The sequence below is a fragment of the Mesorhizobium sp. M0074 genome (assembly GCF_040322975.1).
Classification (GTDB): domain Bacteria; phylum Pseudomonadota; class Alphaproteobacteria; order Rhizobiales; family Rhizobiaceae; genus Mesorhizobium.
The window spans coordinates 78,510-96,320 of record NZ_JAMYUM010000003.1; the positions used below are offsets into that span (position 1 = coordinate 78,510).

Sequence of the window (17,811 nt, forward strand, 5' to 3'; positions counted from 1 at the left end):
CGTCGTCTTCTTGCTCACGGGCCCCGCCAGTCCAGCTTGCAGATTTCGGCCGAACGGCCAGCAAAGTTCCAGTTGCGGCCAAAGGCCCGCATTTTGCTCTTGTCGGATTTGGCGACGATGATTTCCGGCGCAATCCAGTATTCCGAATTGCTGATGACCGTATCCTTATCGCGATCCTTGCCGGTGATTGGCGTCACCGCACCATCGATGATCTTCGGTATCTGAAAGATGCGTGTTTTTTCACGCGTCTCGTAGGTGATCGGCACCTGCTCGGCGCCGAGGAACTGTCCGACCAGGATGGAGAGCAGCGATGTGGTTCCACCGGCCTTGCCGGTGAATATCTTCGTCAGTCCCTTCACAGCGTAAACCGAGGCGCGCTTGTCGATGAACAGGCCCGCTGTCCAGTTGCCGCGGCTCATATAACCGGGGATTTCCATGACCAGCCCAAGATTGAGACCGGACAGGTCGACCTCTCCGAAATGGCCGGCATCGATCCGGAACCCCGCCCAGGTTTGGCAATAGCCTTCCGTAGGCGGATGATTGCCGAGCGACAGAACGCAAGGGCAAAAAACCGTGCAATTGCAGGAAAGGATGAGCTCTCCCTTCATTGCCCAGTTTTGATCTGTCATCGAATTCTCCCCCTCATGCCGAGACTACTAGTAGCGCGGCTGCCCAGACAAGAAGTATCGCACCGCCCAGCCGCGTCGGCAGATTGCCTGCCGTCTGTTTTTCGACCAGGCTGAACAAGCCGATCAGCGCCATCCAGAACACGTTCATCACACCGACGGCAAACATTACCAGCATCAGCGCCCAGCAGCATCCAAGGCACCACAGGCCCTGCTCCATACCGAGCCGGAAAATGCGAATGGGCCTGGCGCTCCAGTTGGCGAACAGGACCGAGAACGGATTTCTGCACTTCTCCAGACAGGCTTCCTTCAGCCAGCTGAACTGATAGAGACCAGCGATCGACAGCGCGGCTGCTCCGGCAATTCCAAGCAGCGGATCGAGCATCTGCCCGGATGACACGAATGCATGGACTGCGAGCGTCAGGGCAGCGAATATTGCCGAGGCGGCAAGCCAGACGCTCAAATATCCAGCGACAAGGATCAGCGGATGGGCAACGGGTTCCCCCTTGATCCTGGCGGTATCTGCGATCTCGCAATAGGTGCGGATCATCGGCGCCGCGGAGGGCAGCATGGTCGCGATGGCCATCAACAGCCACATCGCGGTGAGTGCCCCGCCTTGCGCGCCTACGCTTGCGCGAAGCGGCGCCGGCGCAAGGCAAAGGGCGAAGAAACGCGCAAGGAAATCCGGCAGCGGCAGTTGCGGCAGGTTCCCCAGCATCGTGTCGCCGGGTGCATCGGTGCCCGGGAGCCGGCTTACGGCACCACGAACTGCCATTGCGCCGAGAAGGAGCCAGGCAAGGGCGATGCCCATGCCGGCAACGACGCTCACCGTCAGTCGAGGGCTGCGCGCAACGCTCGCCATCGCGCGGCCGGTGCCGTCGAGGTGGCTGAAATCGTCTTGTTGGCCGGTCATGGCAACCGAATGGGCCGAATCGCCGCGTTGATCAAGCCGCATCACCTGACCTATATGGACCAGCAGGTCGGACGGGCCTCACCTCGCAATTCGGAAGCCGAATTTGAACCATCGGGAAACAGCACGGATACTGGTCGCCGGCAGCGGCCCTGCGGGGCTGATCGCGGCGCTTGGCTTTGCCGAGGCGGGCTTTCCCGTGACGCTCGTCGGACCCGATGCAGCCGGCCCCGACGGCCGGACGACAGCCTTGATGAACCCTGCCCTGAAGATGTTCGAACGGCTAGGGATCTTCGACGGAATCAGGCCGCACGCAGCGCCGCTCAAGGTGATGCGTATCGTTGACGCAACCAACCGGCTGATCCGCAGCCCGACAGTGACCTTTCGCGCCAGCGAGATCAACGAAGAGCAATTCGGGCTGAACTTGCCCAACAGCGTTCTCAACCGCACGCTAGCCGAGGCTGTCGCGCATTCGGGCATCGAATGGCGAAAGTCGATGGTGGAGGCATGGCGCCTCGATGCCGACCATGCCCATGCCGTTCTCGCCGACGGCAGCGAGGTTGAGGCATCGTTGGCAGTTGCCGCCGATGGCCGTCAGTCGCCGGCCCGCGAGGCAGCCGGCATCCGGACCTCGATCCGATCCTATCCGCAGGCGGCGTTGGTGCTCAATTTCGGTCACCGCAGCGACCATGCCTTCACCTCGACCGAATTCCACACCGAGACCGGTCCGTTCACACAGGTTCCCCTGCCCGGCAACCGGTCCAGCCTTGTCTGGGTGCTCGAACCCGATATCGCCAAGGACCTTGCAGCACTCGACGACGCCGAGCTTTCGACGCGGGTCGAACAGCGAATGCAATCGATGTTGGGCCGCGTGTCGGTTGAGCCCGGCCGGCAGATCTACCCACTTTCAGCGGTGAGCCCGTGGCGGTTTGCGCATCGCCGCGTGGCACTTGTCGGTGAAGCCGCCCACGTGTTTCCCCCAATCGGCGCGCAAGGCCTCAATCTCGGCATCCGGGATATCGACGACCTGATTGGTGCCGCAAGCAGAAACCGCTCGGACCCGGGCGCCGCCAAGGCGCTTGCAGCCTATGATTTCAAGCGGCGGCCGGACATTCTGGCGCGCAGCAGCGCGGTCAACCTGCTCAACATGTCGTTGCTTTCCGACATGCTGCCGGCTCAGATGGCGCGCAGCGCTGGCCTTGGCGCGCTTGAGAGGTTTGCGCCGTTACGGGCGTTTTTCATGCGCGAGGGTCTTCGACCCGGCAGCGGTTTTGCGGCGTTTTTTGGCGGATTGCGAAAACCGGCTGAGCGATAGCGATCTTGGCCACCGCCCTTGATCCGCATCTCGCGATGCTCAACCCGGCATCACGGGGATCGGGATTGAATTGACGCGGCGTCTGCGCCAAATAATGACGATGTCGACCTTAAGGTCCGGGCCAGTCTTTACCGGACCGATGCGTAAGAATCTAAAGTCCTGGAGCGTTCCTTGCGTGTTCCAGCATGCGTGGCGTTCAAGAAGTTCAAGTGGTGAGTGCGATGAAGACAGCCAAATTCTCGATCGGACAGGTGGTTCGGCACCGGCTGTTTCCGTTCCGCGGCGTCATTTTCGACGTCGATCCGCAATTCGCCAATACCGACGAATGGTACGAGGCGATCCCCGCTGACGTGCGGCCGCGCAAGGACCAGCCTTTCTATCATCTGCTCGCCGAGAATTCCGAAACGGAATACATCGCCTATGTGTCCGAGCAGAATTTACTCGAGGACCGGTCGGGCGAACCGGTCCGGCATCCGCAGATTGGTGAAATGTTCGACAAGAAGCCGGACGGGCGCTACGAGCCGAAGCACCAATTGAGACATTGACTTAGTCGGGATCTGGCTGGACTGGGACAGGCTTGAGACATGCTGGACCCGACAAACGGCCGGTCCAAACGAAAAAAGCGGGGTATGAGCCCCCGCTTTTTGTTTTGTTCGAAAACCCGTCGATTAGTTGGCGGCCTTGGCCTTTTCCTGCTCTTCCTTGAGCTTCTTGGCAAAATCCTGATTGTTCTTGGCGACGAACTCCTGGAGCTTCTTCTGTCGGTCCTCGATGTCCGACTGCTGCAGCGGCGGGCCGTCGAAGGCGCCGCTGAAGCCGGTCAGCGCGATCTTGATCGGGTTCGGCTGGTTCTGGAAATTGACCGAGGTCAGCGTCAGGTTCGAACCTTTCTTGAAGGACGCGACGAGCTGATCGGTCAGCGGCACTTCCGCCACGCAGCGATCCGGAAAACAGATCACATAGTCGAGCTTCTGCGCCTTGCCGCCGTCGATCTGGAGGCCGATGCCGGGAGGAACGAGACGGCCGGTCGGAACCGTCACCTGGAACACCTTGCGGTTCACCTTGCCCTTCAATTCGATCAGGCTGACGCCAGTGATGAGCTGGCCGTTGCCGGCGGTGGTGATGTTCTGGACATTGCAGATGTCGACGTCTTCCTGCTTGGTGCAGGCCTTGAACCAGCCTTGCGGAATCTGCTGTTGCTGCTGCGCGGAAGCAGCGGGAATCCCGGCGCCCAGAATGCCGACTACGCCAGCGGCCATGACCGACAGGCGGTACGCGTTGCTGTTCAGGCTCGTCATGTCGTGCATTCCTCTCAAATGATCCCGGAACCGGCTTTTTTCATGCCGTGTGGTCCAGCTACCTGTTGCCGAAATGAGGCAACAGAATGACTTCGGACGGCGTGTTACACTGCAAGCGGTGCCGAATCCAGCCCGGGTCTCGCGAATCTTGGCCGAGGGATAGGCTCAAGGGGTTGGCCGGTGCACGACCGGCTCATGTATGCTGCGCATCGAATCGGGAAGGAGACAGTCATGGGCCGCGTTGTCGTTTGGCTGATCGCCACAATGTTGTTTGTCGGCCTTTCCCTGCAGCCGGGCCTGTCGGAACCGAAGCACGCGCTTGCCATGCAGGGCGAGCCGGCGCTGCCATCCGACTACAAGCATTTCAACTATGTGAATCCCGACGCGCCGAAAGGCGGCAGCATTACCTATTGCGTCGTCGGCAGCTTCGCAAATCTCAATCCGTTCATCCTGAGAAGCCTGCGCACCACCGCGCGCGGCATGATGGATCAAGCCTTTGGTAATCTTGTCTTCGAGCCGTTGATGCAGCGCAACTACGACGAGGCCTTCAGTCTCTACGGCCTGCTCGCCGATACCGCCGACATGGATCCCGAGCGCAAGAGCATCGAATTCCACCTCGATCCCAACGCCAAATGGTCGGACGGCGAGCCGGTGACGCCGGAAGACGTGTTGTTTACCTATGACGTCTTCACCGAGAAGGGCCGCCCACCTTACAGCCAGCGAATGAAAGCGATTGCCAAGCTCGAAAAGACCGGCGACCGCAGTGTGCGCTTCACCTTCAACGACAAGGCCGACCGCGAATTTCCTTTGATCATTGCGCTGACGCCGATCATCCCGAAACACGCCTTCAACAAGGACACCTTCGACAGGACGACGCTAAAGCCGGTGATCGGCAGCGGGCCTTACACGGTGGCGCAAGTCGTGCCCGGTCAGCGCATCGTGTTCAAGCGCAATCCGGACTATTGGGGCAAGGACGTGCCGTCCAAGCGCGGCTTCGACAATTACGACCAGATCACCATCGAATATTTCCTCAACGCCAACGCCAAGCAGGAAGCGTTCAAGAAAGGCATCTGCGCCATCGACGACGACAGCGACCCGGTCAAACGCGAGCGCGATCTCGATTTTCCGGCCTTCCACAGGGGCGAGGTCATCGCCGAAACTTTCGATACCGGCATTCCGCCGGTGGTCAACGGTTTCCTGTTCAACACGCGGCTGCCGAAATTTTCCAATCCGGTCGTGCGGCGCGCGCTCGGCATGCTCTACGATTTCGAATGGGCCAACAAGAATCTGTTCGGCGGCAAATACACGCGCACGATGAGCTTTTGGCAGAATTCCGAACTGTCCGCGCTCGGCCACCCGGCCAGCGAAAAGGAAAAGGCCCTGCTGGCCCCCTACCCCGGCCGCGTGCCCGCAGATGTCATGGACGGCACCTACAGGCCGCCCGTTACCGACGGCTCCGGCCAGGACCGCAAGGTGCTGAAGGCGGCATTCGAGCTGCTGAAGGGCGCGGGCTATACGGTGCAGGACGGCGCGATGCTCGATCCCGAGGGAAAGCCGTTCGGTTTCGAGATCCTGACCGCCTCGCAGGACGAAGAGCGACTTGCCGCTATCTATCAGCGCACCCTTGAGAAGCTCGGCATCGATGTCGGCATCCGCAGCCTCGACGGTGATCAGATCCAGTCGCGCAAGCAGCGTTTCGATTTCGAGGTGCTGGTCGGCTCGACCGGTTTCAACAACTCGCTGTCGCCCGGTATCGAGCAAACCGGGCGCTGGGGATCCGCTGCCGCCAAGGCCGAAGGATCGTTCAACCTCGCCGGCGTCGCCGATCCGGCGGTGGATGCGGCGATCGAGGCGATGCTGAGAGCTCGTTCGAAGGAGGACTCCGTCGCCGCCGTCCGCGTTCTCGACCGGCTGCTGATCTCCGGCAACTACATGGTGCCGACGCAGCACAACAACCAGCAATGGCTCGCTTATTGGAAGTATCTGGAACATCCGCAAAAGACGCCCATATACGGTTATCAGTTGCCGACCTGGTGGCGCAAACCGAAGTGACCTCTTCAGAACAGGAGATCAAGATGAACGACGAGAACTCGATTACCGTCGATGTGGTCTCCGACGTCGTGTGCCCCTGGTGCTTTATCGGCCAGAAACGGCTCGACAAGGCGATTGCCGCCGTCGATATCGACGTTCACATACGCTGGCGGCCCTTCCAACTCGACCCAACAATCCCGCCCGAAGGCAAGAACCGCCGCGACTATATGGTGGCGAAATTCGGCAGCGAGCAACGCATCCGCGAAATCCATGCCCGGATCGAGCCGCTGGGCGAGGCTGAAGGGATTTCCTTCGCCTTCGACGCTATCAAGGTCGCGCCCAATACGCTGGATGCGCACCGTCTCATTCGCTGGGCCGGGACGGCCGGCGAGGCCATTCAGAACCGGCTGGTGCGCCGGTTGTTCCAGCTGAATTTCGAGGAAGGCGCCAATCTCGGCGATCATGCCGTGCTGATCGAAGCCGCCCGCGAAGCCGGCATGGATGCCTCCGTGGTCGAAACGCTTCTGCCGACCGACGCCGATGTCGAGGCGGTGCGCACCGAAATCGCCACCGCTTCGCGCATGGGCATATCGGGTGTGCCGTGCTTTCTGCTTGAAGGCAAATATGCGGTGATGGGAGCCCAGGACGCCGATACGCTTGCCGATGCGCTCCGCCAGGTCGCCGCGGCCAAGGCGCGCGGCGAACTGGAAGCAGCGAACTGAGTCGGACTACTTCACCGTCACCTTGGCCTTGCTGACGAAAAAGCCATGGCCATGCTTGCCGGTGCAGGTCAATCCCTTGGTGGATGACTGGCAGGAAAACGGGCCCTTACTCCAGCTGGCGCCGTACGCCAGCCTGGTGACGTCGCCGCAGCAGCCTTGCTCGCCCGGATTCTTGATCAGCGTCGCCGGACCTTTCGGGCCGAGGATGACGGTGACGTAGCTGGGCTCGACGCGCGAACAGCTCAGTTCCGGTCCGCCATCCTGCGGCTCGTAGGTGCTGGTGCCGCCCTTCGGCGTGTAGATGCAGCCAATATTGCCGGACGGCGTGTTGAACTCGATCTGTCCCTCGGCGTTTGCGGGAACGGTCTGGCTGCCGGCATATGTTTGCGGCAGCCAGAAAAATGTTGCGAGCGTCGCGACAAAAAATGTCCGTGCAAGCATGGCGAACTCCCCCTGGTTCAAACCTGGATGCGTCCGGCCAGGTTCAATCCGAAGCGCGTGTTTGTCAAACGCGGTTTGTGCGCGCTCTTAAAACGGCACGGGCCAATTGATATTGATCTTCATCCTGGACTGTGTCGGCAAAGTCATTGCTTGGCCGACTACGGGGTCCTGACAAGGCGGCTTCAACCACGAATCATACGGTCACGTTCTGGCCGCCGACGAGGCCGGACTGGCCGTGAAGGCGATTCAGGCTGTGAAAGATCGACCGCTGGACGGCGCTTCTATGTTCACAAAGCTGTGTGAAGACCTTCCCTTAGGGAAGGTCACTGCTTGCTCCGGCTCAGGCAAGTAACTATTTGAAATTGCGTTGGTATTCCGCCCCTCGAAGCATGACGGCATAGCGCCATGATCATTCATTCTGTTGCTCCACTGCAACGGCCGGCGAGCTAAGCCACCTGCGACTGGTGAAAAGCTAATGGAAAATGATCAATTGGTGTTACTGTCCGTAACAAAAGAAAAATCGTTTGGGCGGGATAGTGATTCGGGTCGATAGACCAACGCGACATTCAATATCGGAAAAATGGCTCCGCGGTGCCGCAAGGCCGTCGCCCCTGACGCCCGTATCGTCGATGCGCAGCTTCTGGGGACTGATGCGGGCCTACTGGTTCTCGGACCGGTGGGTGGAAGCCTGGACGTTGACGCTGGTGATTGCGCTGGTCATCGCCCTGTCCAGCAAGGCTGAGGTCTGGTTTACAGTGGCTGGGGCAGAGCTGGCGACTTCGATCGCTTTTTTCCACGATGCCGCGAATACCACGCCACTCAAGACAGTACTGACCAATGCCGGTTTGCTCGTGCTGCTGGTCGTGCTCAAGGACGCGGGTATTGCAGGCGTTCGCAACCTTGTTTCCAAAACACTGCATCGCAAATGGCGTGGATGGCTGGACAGCCGCTTCAACGAAGCCCTGCTCGACAGCAATCATACCCACTTCCATGCCCAGCATGGGTCTTCCGGGAACGCAGCTCCTGACAATATCGACCAGCGCGTGCAGGAATCCATCAAGGGCATGACCGGTGGGGCCATCGGGCTTGCTACGGGTGTGCTAGGTGTCTTCACCTCGCTCTATTTTGTCGGTGGCGCTTTGCTGGCAAATTCCGTGGAAGTAAAAGGACTGGAGTTCCTCGGCAGCTACGGCAGTGCCGTCCTCGCGCTCCTGGCGGTCGCTATCTACGTGCCGTTCAACACCTGGATCGCAGTCAAACTCGGCGGAATGCTGGAGTGGCTCAACATCAGGATGCAGCAGGCAGAAGGCAACTACCGCAGCGAGTTGATCACGTTGCTCCGCCGCAGTTTTCACGTCGCCGCACTGCAGGGCGAGAATGTGCAGAAGACTGTGCACAGCCAGCGTTATGCCGACATTGACCGCACCTGGGCAAGATTGAACGTCGTCAATACCGGCTACGCCTCGTTCGAGCTGATCTACAATTTCATCGGCGCCAAAATTGTCGCTTTCGGACCTGGGCTAGTGCCCTTCATCCACAACGGCCTCGACCTCAAGGGCTATTTAACCGCCTCCGGACAGGTCGATTCGCTGATCAGCAAGTGTTCGTGGTTCATCCATGTGATGCCGGATCTCGCCACGTTGCGTGCCAACAGCCAGCGCGTCGTCGAATTGGCGCAGGCGATCGAAAACGTCCAGCATCCGCAGGAATTCTATAGCCTGACCGGCCGCTCCGACTTCCGCTACGATCATCAGAACCCGGTCTTCGGCCTGACCATCCAGAAGCTCGAACTGGCGCATCAGGGTGAGGACGCAACGCCCTTCCTGAGTGCCGCGAACTTGCGCTTCCGGCGTGGCGAGTGGACTTTCCTCAAGGGCGAATCCGGTTGCGGCAAGACCTCGCTCGTCAAGGCGATCAACGGCCTGTGGCCTTACGGCCGCGGCACCATCGTCTTCCCGGAAGGGGTCAGGAGTTTCTACGCCGCCCAGGAGGTGAAGCTGCAGCAGGTTTCGTTGAAGCAACTGGTCTGCCTGCCTGGTTCCGAGCATGATTACGCCGACATGCAGGTCGCATCCGCCCTGCACAAGGCCGGCCTCGGCGACTTCATCGAGCATCTGGCTGATGAGAGCCGTGAAGGAAAGATCTGGGATCAGGTTCTCTCGGGTGGGCAGAAACAGAAGCTGGTTGTCGCCCGCATCGTGCTGCAGCAGCCGGGATTGCTGTTCCTCGATGAAGCCACCGGCGCGCTCGACCCCGATGGACGGATCGCCTTCCACCAGGCGATCAAGGACAATTGCCCTGATGCAACTGTGATCTCGATCATGCATGAGGCGACACCGCCGAGATCGCTCGCGGGCACCGAATTCTACCACAGCGTGGTTGCGATCGCCGACGGCGTCGCCACCAAGAAGCCGCTGGTTCCGAGCTTGCCGGTAGAGCTCACCACCATCCTCACGCAGCCGACGCGGCCGGCCGAGGACAAATGGCTGCGCTTTCCCCGCCGGCTGAAGCAGAGATAGCTGCGGCACCATTGCCAGCGTCCAGCCAGCCTGCCACGTAGCCCGATCACAGTCTCGCGATCCAGTCGGTTTGCCGCCGCTTTAACCCGCTCTCGCGATTGACTCGGCAAGGCGCGCTCCTATGTTGCGCCGGCTTGCAGAATCTCAACTCGAACCCGCGAGCAGAAAGGTCACCGCGCCATGCCTGGCGACAGTCACAGTCGAACGCAACCGCCGTCCGCTTGACGTGACCTGACAGGCTCACGTCCTGCCGGACGGCAAGGAGTGAGCCATGAACGAGTTTTCCCCTGTCGCGGGCGGCGATGCCATCGCCATCGCTCGCGTACTTGCCAACGAACACGTCGCCGACATCGTCGAGGCCTTGAACCAGGAGCCCCGCGAGACGGCATCGGAGCTGCTTTGCGAAGTGCCGTTCGGGCGGCTGGTCGAGATCTTCGACCAGCCTGAACTCGACGGCGCATCCGAACTGGTCGAGGCGCTGCCCCGCATCAAGGCAGGCAGACTGCTTGCCGCCATGTCGGTCGACCGCGCCGCCGACATACTGCGCGATCTGAACGAGCCGGCTCGTTCCGAACTGCTTGGTGGCCTGGCGCCACCGCTGCGCGCGACGCTGCTTGCCATTCTCGGCTATCCCGAAGGCAGCGCCGCCTCGCTCATGACGACCGAATATGTCAGCGTGCCGCCGGACTGGAGCGTGGCCCGCACGCTGGATTACATCCGCAAGGTGGAGCGGACGCGCGAAACCGTCTACGCGATCTACATCGTTGATCCGCAAACGCATGTCCTGTTGCGCTCGACCAGCCTGCGTCGACTGATCGCTGGCGGGCCGGATCAGCTGATCATGGCGGTTGCGCCGGATCGTGCGCCTGTCACCGTTTCACCGCTGACCGATAGTGAAAAGGTTGCTCAGTTGATCTCGAAATATGATCTGCTCGCCGTTCCGGTCGTGGACAACGGCAAACTGCTCGGCATCGTTACCATCGACGATATTATCGACACGATGATCGAGGAAACGACGGAGGATGTGCATCGTTTCGGCGGCATGGAGGCTCTCGACGAGCCCTATATGAAGATGGGCTTTCTGGCGATGATCCAGAAACGCGCCGGCTGGCTGTGCGCGCTGTTTGTCAGCGAGATGCTGACCGCAAACGCGATGCAAAGTTACGAGGGCGAGCTGGAAAAGGCGATCGTGCTGACGCTATTTATTCCATTGATCATGAGCTCCGGCGGAAATTCCGGCTCGCAGGCGACCTCGCTCGTCATCCGGGCGCTGGCGCTGCGCGAGATCGGCCTTGGCGACTGGTGGCGGGTGGCATTGCGCGAGCTGCCCACCGGCCTGGTGCTTGGCTCGATTCTTGGCGTGGTCGGCGTCTGCCGCATCGCGCTCTGGCAGTATCTCGGCTTCTACGACTACGGCCCGCACTGGCCGCTGATCGCAATGACGATCGGCGCCACGCTGGTTGGCATCGTCACCTTCGGCTCGCTGTCTGGATCGATGCTGCCGTTCGCCCTGAAGCGCATGGGCTTCGACCCGGCCAGCGCATCGGCCCCGTTCGTCGCCACGCTGGTCGACGTCACCGGGCTGGTGATCTATTTTTCTGTGGCGCTGGTGATCCTGCGCGGAACGCTGCTGTAAGAAAACGCACGCACTTCCATCGCGGCAATTTCGTTGCCGCGATGGGTTGATGTCGCCTCAGACGCGCTCACCATCTCTCACCCGGTAAGTCGGCTTGTACATGGTGACGAGTTCTTCCGCGGCGGTCGGATGCACCGCCATGGTGCGATCGAAATCATCCTTGGTCAGGCCGGCCTTCAGCGGTATGCCGAGAAGCTGCGCCATTTCGCCGGCATCCGGCCCGAGGATGTGGGCGCCGAGGACCTTTTTCGAGGCGCCGTCGACGACCAGCTTCATCAGCATCTTTTCGTCGCGGCCGGAAAGTGTGTGACGCATCGGCCGGAAGGTGGCGCGGTAGATTTCGACATCCGAAAAGCGCTTTGCCGCCTCATCCTCCGACAGGCCGACCGTACCGATCTCGGGCTGCGAAAAGACTGCGGTAGCGATCGTGTCATGGTCGGGCGCCGTCGGCTTGTCCTTGAAGGCGGTCTCGACGAAGCACATCGCCTCGTGGATTGCCACCGGCGTCAATTGCACGCGATGGGTGACGTCACCGATTGCCCAGATGTTGTCGATGTTGGTGCGGGAGTATTCGTCGACGTGGATTGCCCCGGTTTTGGTCATCTCGATGCCGACGCCTTCCAGGCCCATGTTCTCGGTGTTGGGAATGCGGCCGATGGCGAGCATGACCTGGTCGACCGTCAGCACCGTGCCGCCGGTGACAAGCGCGTCGAGCCGGTCGTCAGGCCGCTTCCTGACCCACTCGGACACGGCGTGGCAGAGGATTTTTATCCCCTTCTTTTCCATCGTCTCGTGCAGCATGCGTCTGAGGTCCATGTCGAAACGGCTGAGGATCTCCTTGCCGCGGTAGACCAGCGTCGTGTCGACGCCGAGGCCGTGAAAGATGTTGGCGAATTCGACGGCGATATAGCCGCCGCCCTCGATCATGATTGCCTTCGGCAGTTCCTTGAGGTCGAAGGCCTCGTTGGAAAAGATGCAGTGCTCATGGCCGGGCAATGCCGGATGCGGCGCCGGCCGCCCGCCGGTAGCGATCAGGATCTGGTCGGCGGTAACGGTGCGATCCTCACCAAGAAGATGCACCACATGCCGATCGACCAGGGTGGCGCGCGAATGAAAGACCTCGCCGCCGGCGCCCTGCACGTTCTTCTTGTAGATGGCCTCCAGCCGGCTGATTTCGCGGTCCTTGTTGGCGACCAGCGTCTGCCAGTCGAAACGCGCCTCAGGTACCGTCCAGCCATAACCGGCGGCGTCGGCGAAATGCTCGGGGAATTGCGAGGCGTAGACATAGAGCTTCTTCGGCACGCAGCCACGGATCACGCATGTGCCGCCATAGCGGTATTCCTCGGCAATGCCGACCCGCTTGCCGAGTGCGGCCGCGACGCGCGCCGCCCTCACCCCGCCGGAGCCGCCGCCGATGACGAAAAGATCGTAGTCGTAACCGGCCATGGCTGAACTCCTTGCCCCTCAAACCCCGAGACAGGTAGGCTGCCGACTATCAAAAGAAAAGCCCGGACTTGCCGGGCTTTTGGTCCAGTGGCGGTCAGGCGGCTCGGAAGTCCGCAATCAATTCGGTGTAGCGTCCGCGGGAGCTGCGCCATCGGCCGGAGCGGTACCGTCGGCAGGTGCAGCCGGCGCCTTGGCATTCGCCGCTGCACCCAGGGTCTCGCCGACCTGCTGGGCGAGATCGCGAGCCAGGCCGTTCTGCCAGATCTCGGCAGCCTTCACCAGTTCGCGCGTCACGATCGGGCCGTTGTCGAGCAGCTTCTTGCCGGAATCGGAATTGTAGAAGGCGGCGATTTCATTGAGTTCCTTTTCCGAGAACACCTTTGCATAGGCGAGCGCCGCTTCCTTTTCCAGGTCGGCGCGGCGCGATGCCAAGGCCATCGCCTTCTCGTTGATCGTCTTGGCGATCAGTTCCTGCATGTCCGGGTTCTTCTGGATCAGCTGCTGCTCCAGTGCCGCGGCCGCTTGCGGCAGGATGCTGTCGAACGTATCCGTCGCATGGATCGCCGCGACGGCGGCGCGCGCCGCCTTCAGATGCGCATCGGTGACGTCCTGCGAAGACGCAGGCGACGAAAACGCGAAAACGGCCGAGGCCGCCAGAATGGCAAAAAAGCGGCCAACCCGGTTATGCAACATCATGATCGGTAAAACTCCCTGATTTTCGGGCGGCATGGACGGTTTGGATGCCGTCGCCGCCGGCTATGATGGCCGTTGATGCCAGCCCGATGAAAAGACCATGCTCGACCACGCCCGGAATGGCGTGGAGAGCATTCGAAAGCGCTCTTGTATCCGGAATGCGGCCAAAAGATGCATCGAGGATAAAATGGCCGCCGTCTGTAACAAATGGCTGGCTCCCCGTCATCCTCAATGTAACAGGGCCGGAAAGGCCAAGGTTTGCAGCCGCCGCGCCGACCGCAATTTCGGTGGCGCGCAGGCCAAACCGGTTGACTTCGATGGGCAGCGGAAAACGGCCGATCATCTCGACCATCTTGGAGCTGTCGGCGATGACGATCATGCGGGCGGAGGCCGCCGCGACGATCTTTTCGCGCAGCAGCGCGCCGCCGCCGCCTTTGACCAACGTCAGCGCCGGATCGATCTCGTCGGCGCCGTCGATGGTGAGGTCTAGCTCGGGGGTTTCCTCGAGGGTAGACAGCGGCACACCAAGCTCGGTGCAAAGGACGGCGGTGCGCTCCGAGGTCGGCACGCCGATGACAGTCAGGCCGGTGGCGACCTTGTCGGCGAGCAGCCGCACGAACTCGTCCGCCGTCGTGCCGGTGCCGATGCCGAGCCGCATGCCATCCGTGACATGGGCAAGCGCTGCCCGCGCGGCCTCAACCTTCAATTGCCTCGCATCCATACCGGGTCCCGAGATTTGTTTCGGCGCTCGTAGCATTTTTGCCGGGCTGGTCAAAGGACCTTGCCCGCGGTGGATAAGCCGGCTTGCCTGAACGGGCCGCAGCGGTTATCGCCTGCCGGCAATCAAATCGTCACAGGACAGGCCATGACCCGACCGATCATCGTGTTCGACCTCGACGGGACGCTGATCGACACGGCGCCGGACCTGCTCGACAGTCTCAACCACAGCCTTGCCGCCAGCCAGCTCGCGGCCGTCGACGAAGCCGGCTTCAGGCGCTTCGTTGGCCATGGCGGCCGGGTGATGATCGAGCGCGCCCACGCAGCGCAGCACAGGTCGCTGGCAGTGGAGGAGCACGATCGCCTGCTCAAGCTGTTTCTGGACCATTACACCGTTAACATCCCCGGCAAATCGCGCCCCTATCCCGGCGTCCCCGGGGCGATCGCGCGGTTCGAGGCGGCCGGCTACCTGCTGGCCATCTGCACCAATAAATACGAGGCCAATTCGGTGGCGCTGATCGAGGCGCTCGGCATGACCAGGCATTTCGCGGCGATCTGCGGCCAGGACAGTTTTCCGTTCCGCAAGCCCGACCCGCGCCATCTCACGCAGACCATCGCGCGCGCCGGCGGCGACCCGCATCGTGCGCTGATGGTCGGTGATTCGCAGACCGACATCGACACGGCAAAGGCCGCCGGCATTCCGGTGGTGGCAGTCGATTTCGGCTACACCGACCGCCATGTGCGAGAGTTCGAACCGTCGGCGGTGATCTCGCATTTCGATTCGCTGACGCTTGATCTGGTCCAAGGGCTGATGGCCGCGGCAGAAGGCTGAAGCCGGACCTCAGGCGGCCGCAGATGCCGACCGACAAGTGGTTGACTTCGCAGGCCGGCCTCCCTTATATCGCGGCGCGCTTGGCCTTCGGGCAACGAGCGGGCGATTAGCTCAGCGGGAGAGCACACCCTTCACACGGGTGGGGTCGCAGGTTCAATCCCTGCATCGCCCACCATCTGCTTTCCTGAATCAATTCCAAGTCAGAGCGGCTAGTGGTCAAAATCTGACGCTTGGTGCCGAAGCAGTAGGCCCGCTCTGGGTAAACCTGCCTTTCGCTCCGGCTGCTGAAGCGGCTTTATCGCGCCTACTGCAAGCATATTGCCCATTCGGCAAACTCGCGCGTCGAGGCCGTTTTCAGCGGCGCGAAGCAATCCCCGCCGCCTCGGAGCGGCTGGAGCGCCCGTCGCGGTCATCAAGCGGTCGCTCGCTACGCTCCCGCTACGGACTCGATGTCACCCATTGTGAGGCCGCAGCCCGATCACGGTCCGCGCTAAACCCAACCCGAACCAAAGTGTCCACAGGGACATCACCAGTGATGCCACGACCCAGACGAAGCTGCCCAGGGTGACTCCGAGCCACATGCCCAGGGGCCAACCGAGGAAGGCTCCAATTCCGGCCACGACTGCGATGTACGATGCCCAGACCGGCGTGGCTCGGTGAGTGGTCTGCGCCTCGTTGCCAGCGATCACGGCAACGGCCAACGCCAAAAACATGAAGCCGTTAGCCTTTCCTTCGGAAAATGCCCACCAGGCCTCGAAAGTTGCCGTGTCCCCGGCGGCAGCAGCGGCGGAGACCACTGTGGCCTCGGCCACCGCGGTCGTCATGGTCCAGAGCGCGCCGACAGTCAGCACACCCCAGGCAGACAACGTCCACCACGCCTCGGTGAGGCGCGATCTGGCCGCCAGCACGATCAGACCTGTCAGGACGAACAGTGATAGCGCTACCGCGGAAACCCAATGGATGATCGCCCATCGGACAGGGTCGTCGGTGATGACTCCCATCTGGCGACCCATATCGGGATCGATCGGACCATGGCCGACCAGCGCGCCTGCCAGCAGGATAGAGGCGATCGCAAGCCAAACTCCTGCTACGCGCGTTCCTTCTTCTGTGTTTGCCATAGAGACCTCGCACAGTAATGGTCCCATGTCCCATCTAGCGCCAGATTTCAAACGGTTGCAAGATGGCCAATGATCGGAACGGGTCAACTGACGCCGTAGCATTGCCACGTCTGTACGACCGGAAAGGGTCGGAACAGATAATCCGCATCGGGCACCAAGCGTCAGATTTTTACCACTAGCAGCTGCAGGTCGCCCCCTCGCCGCCAAAATTCTTTGGGCGAAATTCAAGGCGCTGCTGTAGCTCGTATAGCTTTGGAACTGGCAAACGTTGGAGCCGGCCCGCACCTCATCTGCTCGATATCCCAGAACGAAACCTCGATGCGGTCGTCGGCGCAATAGACCGTATAGCGTTCAGGTTCTGGCGCCTCGGCTTTCTGGACAGGCATCGAAATGGCCGGAATGGAAAATATGAAAAGTACAAATATGATGGCATGACGCATTTGCATGTAAAACCCGAATGACCACCGGCACTATTACGGCCGCGATGTTGAGGCGACGCATCATGATTTTAAGCATTCGCCGTGTTCTTTCGGCAGCCATAAGTCAGGCACGGCCGGCGCCTCCTTGTAGCGCAACGGTCCGCTATCCCGGAACAAACCTACATAGAAACGAGTTTCTGCTGATCGAGATGTGAGGGAAAGCCATGTCCAGACTTGTTTTGGCGGCCGCCGTGCTGCTTGTCGGCGGATCGGCCTTTGCCGCGGACGAAAATCCGGTGCCGCCGCAGAATGCCAAGAAGCTGTCGGAAATCATCGCCAAGGTCGAGCAGCGCGACGACTTCCGCTACATCAAGGAAATCGATTGGGACAGCGATGGCTACACCGTCATTTATTACACGAGCGACAAGGCGAAAGTCGAAATCACCTACGATCCGGTGACAGCCGCGCCGAAATAGTCGCTGCCTGCAAAGGTTAGCATTCGAAAAAGGCGCGCCCGGAGGCACCCGGCCTTGGGCATGCACTTGCGCAGATATGACTTTGATGGCTGACTGCGGTGCTATCATTGCGCGCGGGGGTGGGCATGGCGACGGTAAAGCACGTATTGAAGCGCTTTCTGATGATGCTCGCGGGTTATTTCATAGCGGTACTGGTTGGGCTGATCGCGGTGGCGGCGATCTATGGCGGGCTGAGTTCGCTGCCAAATGCGCCGAATTATTTCGACGTCATGGGTGTCACCCCCGTTGCGGTGCTGCTGTTGCCGCCGCTCGGCATGTTCATCTATTTTCTGACGATCGTGCTGACCGGCCTGCAGACGCTGATCTTCGCACTGATTGCCGAGTTTTTCTCGCTGCGCAGTTTTTGGCTGCACATGGTCTTCGGCGCGGCGGCCGCGGTTGGCGGCTTCGCCTTGATCTGGCCCAATGTACCGGATGACACGAACCCGGAGCGCTGGGCCGATATCGGCATCATTGCCGCCGCAGGCGTTGTCGCGGGCCTGGTCTATTGGCTCATCGCCGGACGCGATGCCGGTTTCCGGCGTCCACTGTTTCAGCGCTAGAACCGCATTC

At 61.1% G+C, this 17,811-nt stretch carries 17 protein-coding genes and 1 tRNA gene; 10 read left to right on the forward strand and 8 right to left on the reverse strand.

Going from position 1 to position 17,811, the window contains the following annotated elements; all coding sequences use genetic code 11:
* Positions 1–14: 14 nt before the first annotated feature.
* Both NKJ73_RS05495 and NKJ73_RS05500 read right to left on the reverse strand, forming a co-directional pair.
* A complete protein-coding gene (locus tag NKJ73_RS05495; protein WP_352471871.1) occupies positions 15–629 on the reverse strand; it encodes a DUF1326 domain-containing protein in 615 nt (204 codons plus the stop codon).
* Between the two features lie 13 nt (positions 630–642).
* A complete protein-coding gene (locus tag NKJ73_RS05500) occupies positions 643–1,539 on the reverse strand; it encodes a DUF2182 domain-containing protein (protein ID WP_352456764.1) in 897 nt (298 codons plus the stop codon).
* A 103-nt stretch (positions 1,540–1,642) separates the two neighbouring features.
* Here NKJ73_RS05500 and NKJ73_RS05505 point away from each other — a divergent pair, with 103 nt between their 5' ends.
* Positions 1,643–2,851: a UbiH/UbiF family hydroxylase gene (locus NKJ73_RS05505; protein ID WP_352568627.1), complete on the forward strand. Its 1,209-nt coding sequence runs from the start codon at positions 1,643–1,645 to the stop codon at positions 2,849–2,851.
* Between the two features lie 221 nt (positions 2,852–3,072).
* Positions 3,073–3,396, forward strand: coding sequence for a heat shock protein HspQ (gene hspQ, locus NKJ73_RS05510; RefSeq protein WP_023675043.1), 324 nt, complete (start codon positions 3,073–3,075; stop codon positions 3,394–3,396).
* 123 nt (positions 3,397–3,519) lie between these two features.
* Here the strand turns inward: hspQ and NKJ73_RS05515 are convergent, their stop codons facing one another.
* Complete coding sequence (locus tag NKJ73_RS05515; protein WP_023675042.1) at positions 3,520–4,149, reverse strand: invasion associated locus B family protein; 630 nt, start codon at positions 4,147–4,149, stop codon at positions 3,520–3,522.
* 231 nt (positions 4,150–4,380) lie between these two features.
* Here NKJ73_RS05515 and NKJ73_RS05520 point away from each other — a divergent pair, with 231 nt between their 5' ends.
* On the forward strand, positions 4,381–6,201 hold the full coding sequence (locus NKJ73_RS05520) for an extracellular solute-binding protein (protein WP_352568628.1): 1,821 nt from the start codon (positions 4,381–4,383) through the stop codon (positions 6,199–6,201).
* Positions 6,202–6,224: 23 nt separating this feature from the next.
* A complete protein-coding gene (locus NKJ73_RS05525) occupies positions 6,225–6,902 on the forward strand; it encodes a DsbA family oxidoreductase (RefSeq protein WP_352568629.1) in 678 nt (225 codons plus the stop codon).
* A gap of 6 nt (positions 6,903–6,908) precedes the next feature.
* Here the strand turns inward: NKJ73_RS05525 and NKJ73_RS05530 are convergent, their stop codons facing one another.
* On the reverse strand, positions 6,909–7,343 hold the full coding sequence (locus tag NKJ73_RS05530; protein WP_352568630.1) for a hypothetical protein: 435 nt from the start codon (positions 7,341–7,343) through the stop codon (positions 6,909–6,911).
* 629 nt (positions 7,344–7,972) lie between these two features.
* Here NKJ73_RS05530 and NKJ73_RS05535 point away from each other — a divergent pair.
* Both NKJ73_RS05535 and mgtE read left to right on the forward strand, forming a co-directional pair.
* Positions 7,973–9,862, forward strand: a complete 1,890-nt coding sequence (locus NKJ73_RS05535) for an ABC transporter ATP-binding protein/permease (protein WP_352568631.1) — start codon at positions 7,973–7,975, stop codon at positions 9,860–9,862.
* A gap of 271 nt (positions 9,863–10,133) precedes the next feature.
* A complete protein-coding gene (mgtE, locus tag NKJ73_RS05540; RefSeq protein WP_352568632.1) occupies positions 10,134–11,498 on the forward strand; it encodes a magnesium transporter in 1,365 nt (454 codons plus the stop codon).
* Positions 11,499–11,555: 57 nt separating this feature from the next.
* Here the strand turns inward: mgtE and gor are convergent, their stop codons facing one another.
* From gor to rpiA, 3 genes are all read right to left on the reverse strand, one after another.
* Positions 11,556–12,944 carry a glutathione-disulfide reductase gene (gene gor, locus NKJ73_RS05545; RefSeq protein ID WP_352568633.1) on the reverse strand — a complete coding sequence of 463 codons (1,389 nt, stop codon included), beginning with the start codon at positions 12,942–12,944 and terminating at the stop codon, positions 11,556–11,558.
* Positions 12,945–13,061: 117 nt separating this feature from the next.
* Entirely contained in the window at positions 13,062–13,640 is a 579-nt protein-coding gene (locus NKJ73_RS05550) for a DUF2059 domain-containing protein (protein ID WP_352568635.1), read from the reverse strand.
* Positions 13,627–14,358 (reverse strand): ribose-5-phosphate isomerase RpiA, encoded by a 732-nt coding sequence (gene rpiA / locus NKJ73_RS05555; RefSeq protein ID WP_352456755.1) that lies wholly within the window; start codon positions 14,356–14,358, stop codon positions 13,627–13,629. The genes NKJ73_RS05550 and rpiA overlap by 14 nt, the downstream gene beginning before the upstream one ends.
* 144 nt (positions 14,359–14,502) lie before the next feature.
* Between rpiA and NKJ73_RS05560 the strand changes: the two genes are divergently transcribed.
* Both NKJ73_RS05560 and NKJ73_RS05565 read left to right on the forward strand, forming a co-directional pair.
* On the forward strand, positions 14,503–15,186 hold the full coding sequence (locus NKJ73_RS05560) for a phosphoglycolate phosphatase (RefSeq protein ID WP_352568636.1): 684 nt from the start codon (positions 14,503–14,505) through the stop codon (positions 15,184–15,186).
* Positions 15,187–15,286: 100 nt separating this feature from the next.
* A tRNA-Val gene (locus NKJ73_RS05565) sits at positions 15,287–15,361 on the forward strand.
* 277 nt (positions 15,362–15,638) lie between these two features.
* Here NKJ73_RS05565 and NKJ73_RS05570 read toward each other — a convergent pair.
* A complete protein-coding gene (locus tag NKJ73_RS05570; protein WP_156948025.1) occupies positions 15,639–16,304 on the reverse strand; it encodes a hypothetical protein in 666 nt (221 codons plus the stop codon).
* Positions 16,305–16,947: 643 nt separating this feature from the next.
* Here NKJ73_RS05570 and NKJ73_RS05575 point away from each other — a divergent pair.
* Positions 16,948–17,199, forward strand: coding sequence for a PepSY domain-containing protein (locus tag NKJ73_RS05575; protein WP_023675031.1), 252 nt, complete (start codon positions 16,948–16,950; stop codon positions 17,197–17,199).
* A 125-nt stretch (positions 17,200–17,324) separates the two neighbouring features.
* Positions 17,325–17,801 carry a hypothetical protein gene (locus NKJ73_RS05580; RefSeq protein ID WP_352568637.1) on the forward strand — a complete coding sequence of 159 codons (477 nt, stop codon included), beginning with the start codon at positions 17,325–17,327 and terminating at the stop codon, positions 17,799–17,801.
* The last annotated feature ends 10 nt before the right edge of the window (positions 17,802–17,811 follow it).

Bases quoted from the DNA above. Each gene is read 5' to 3' on its own strand.
- NKJ73_RS05495 (WP_352471871.1), bottom strand. From the start codon at position 629: ATGACAGATCAAAACTGGGCAATGAAGGGAGAGCTCATCCTTTCCTGC.
- NKJ73_RS05500 (WP_352456764.1), bottom strand. From the start codon at position 1,539: ATGACCGGCCAACAAGACGATTTCAGCCACCTCGACGGCACCGGCCGC.
- hspQ (WP_023675043.1), top strand. From the start codon at position 3,073: ATGAAGACAGCCAAATTCTCGATCGGACAGGTGGTTCGGCACCGGCTG.
- NKJ73_RS05515 (WP_023675042.1), bottom strand. From the start codon at position 4,149: ATGACGAGCCTGAACAGCAACGCGTACCGCCTGTCGGTCATGGCCGCT.
- NKJ73_RS05520 (WP_352568628.1), top strand. From the start codon at position 4,381: ATGGGCCGCGTTGTCGTTTGGCTGATCGCCACAATGTTGTTTGTCGGC.
- NKJ73_RS05525 (WP_352568629.1), top strand. From the start codon at position 6,225: ATGAACGACGAGAACTCGATTACCGTCGATGTGGTCTCCGACGTCGTG.
- NKJ73_RS05530 (WP_352568630.1), bottom strand. From the start codon at position 7,343: ATGCTTGCACGGACATTTTTTGTCGCGACGCTCGCAACATTTTTCTGG.
- NKJ73_RS05535 (WP_352568631.1), top strand. From the start codon at position 7,973: ATGCGCAGCTTCTGGGGACTGATGCGGGCCTACTGGTTCTCGGACCGG.
- mgtE (WP_352568632.1), top strand. From the start codon at position 10,134: ATGAACGAGTTTTCCCCTGTCGCGGGCGGCGATGCCATCGCCATCGCT.
- gor (WP_352568633.1), bottom strand. From the start codon at position 12,944: ATGGCCGGTTACGACTACGATCTTTTCGTCATCGGCGGCGGCTCCGGC.
- NKJ73_RS05550 (WP_352568635.1), bottom strand. From the start codon at position 13,640: ATGATGTTGCATAACCGGGTTGGCCGCTTTTTTGCCATTCTGGCGGCC.
- rpiA (WP_352456755.1), bottom strand. From the start codon at position 14,358: ATGGATGCGAGGCAATTGAAGGTTGAGGCCGCGCGGGCAGCGCTTGCC.
- NKJ73_RS05560 (WP_352568636.1), top strand. From the start codon at position 14,503: ATGACCCGACCGATCATCGTGTTCGACCTCGACGGGACGCTGATCGAC.
- NKJ73_RS05570 (WP_156948025.1), bottom strand. From the start codon at position 16,304: ATGGCAAACACAGAAGAAGGAACGCGCGTAGCAGGAGTTTGGCTTGCG.
- NKJ73_RS05575 (WP_023675031.1), top strand. From the start codon at position 16,948: ATGTCCAGACTTGTTTTGGCGGCCGCCGTGCTGCTTGTCGGCGGATCG.
- NKJ73_RS05580 (WP_352568637.1), top strand. From the start codon at position 17,325: ATGGCGACGGTAAAGCACGTATTGAAGCGCTTTCTGATGATGCTCGCG.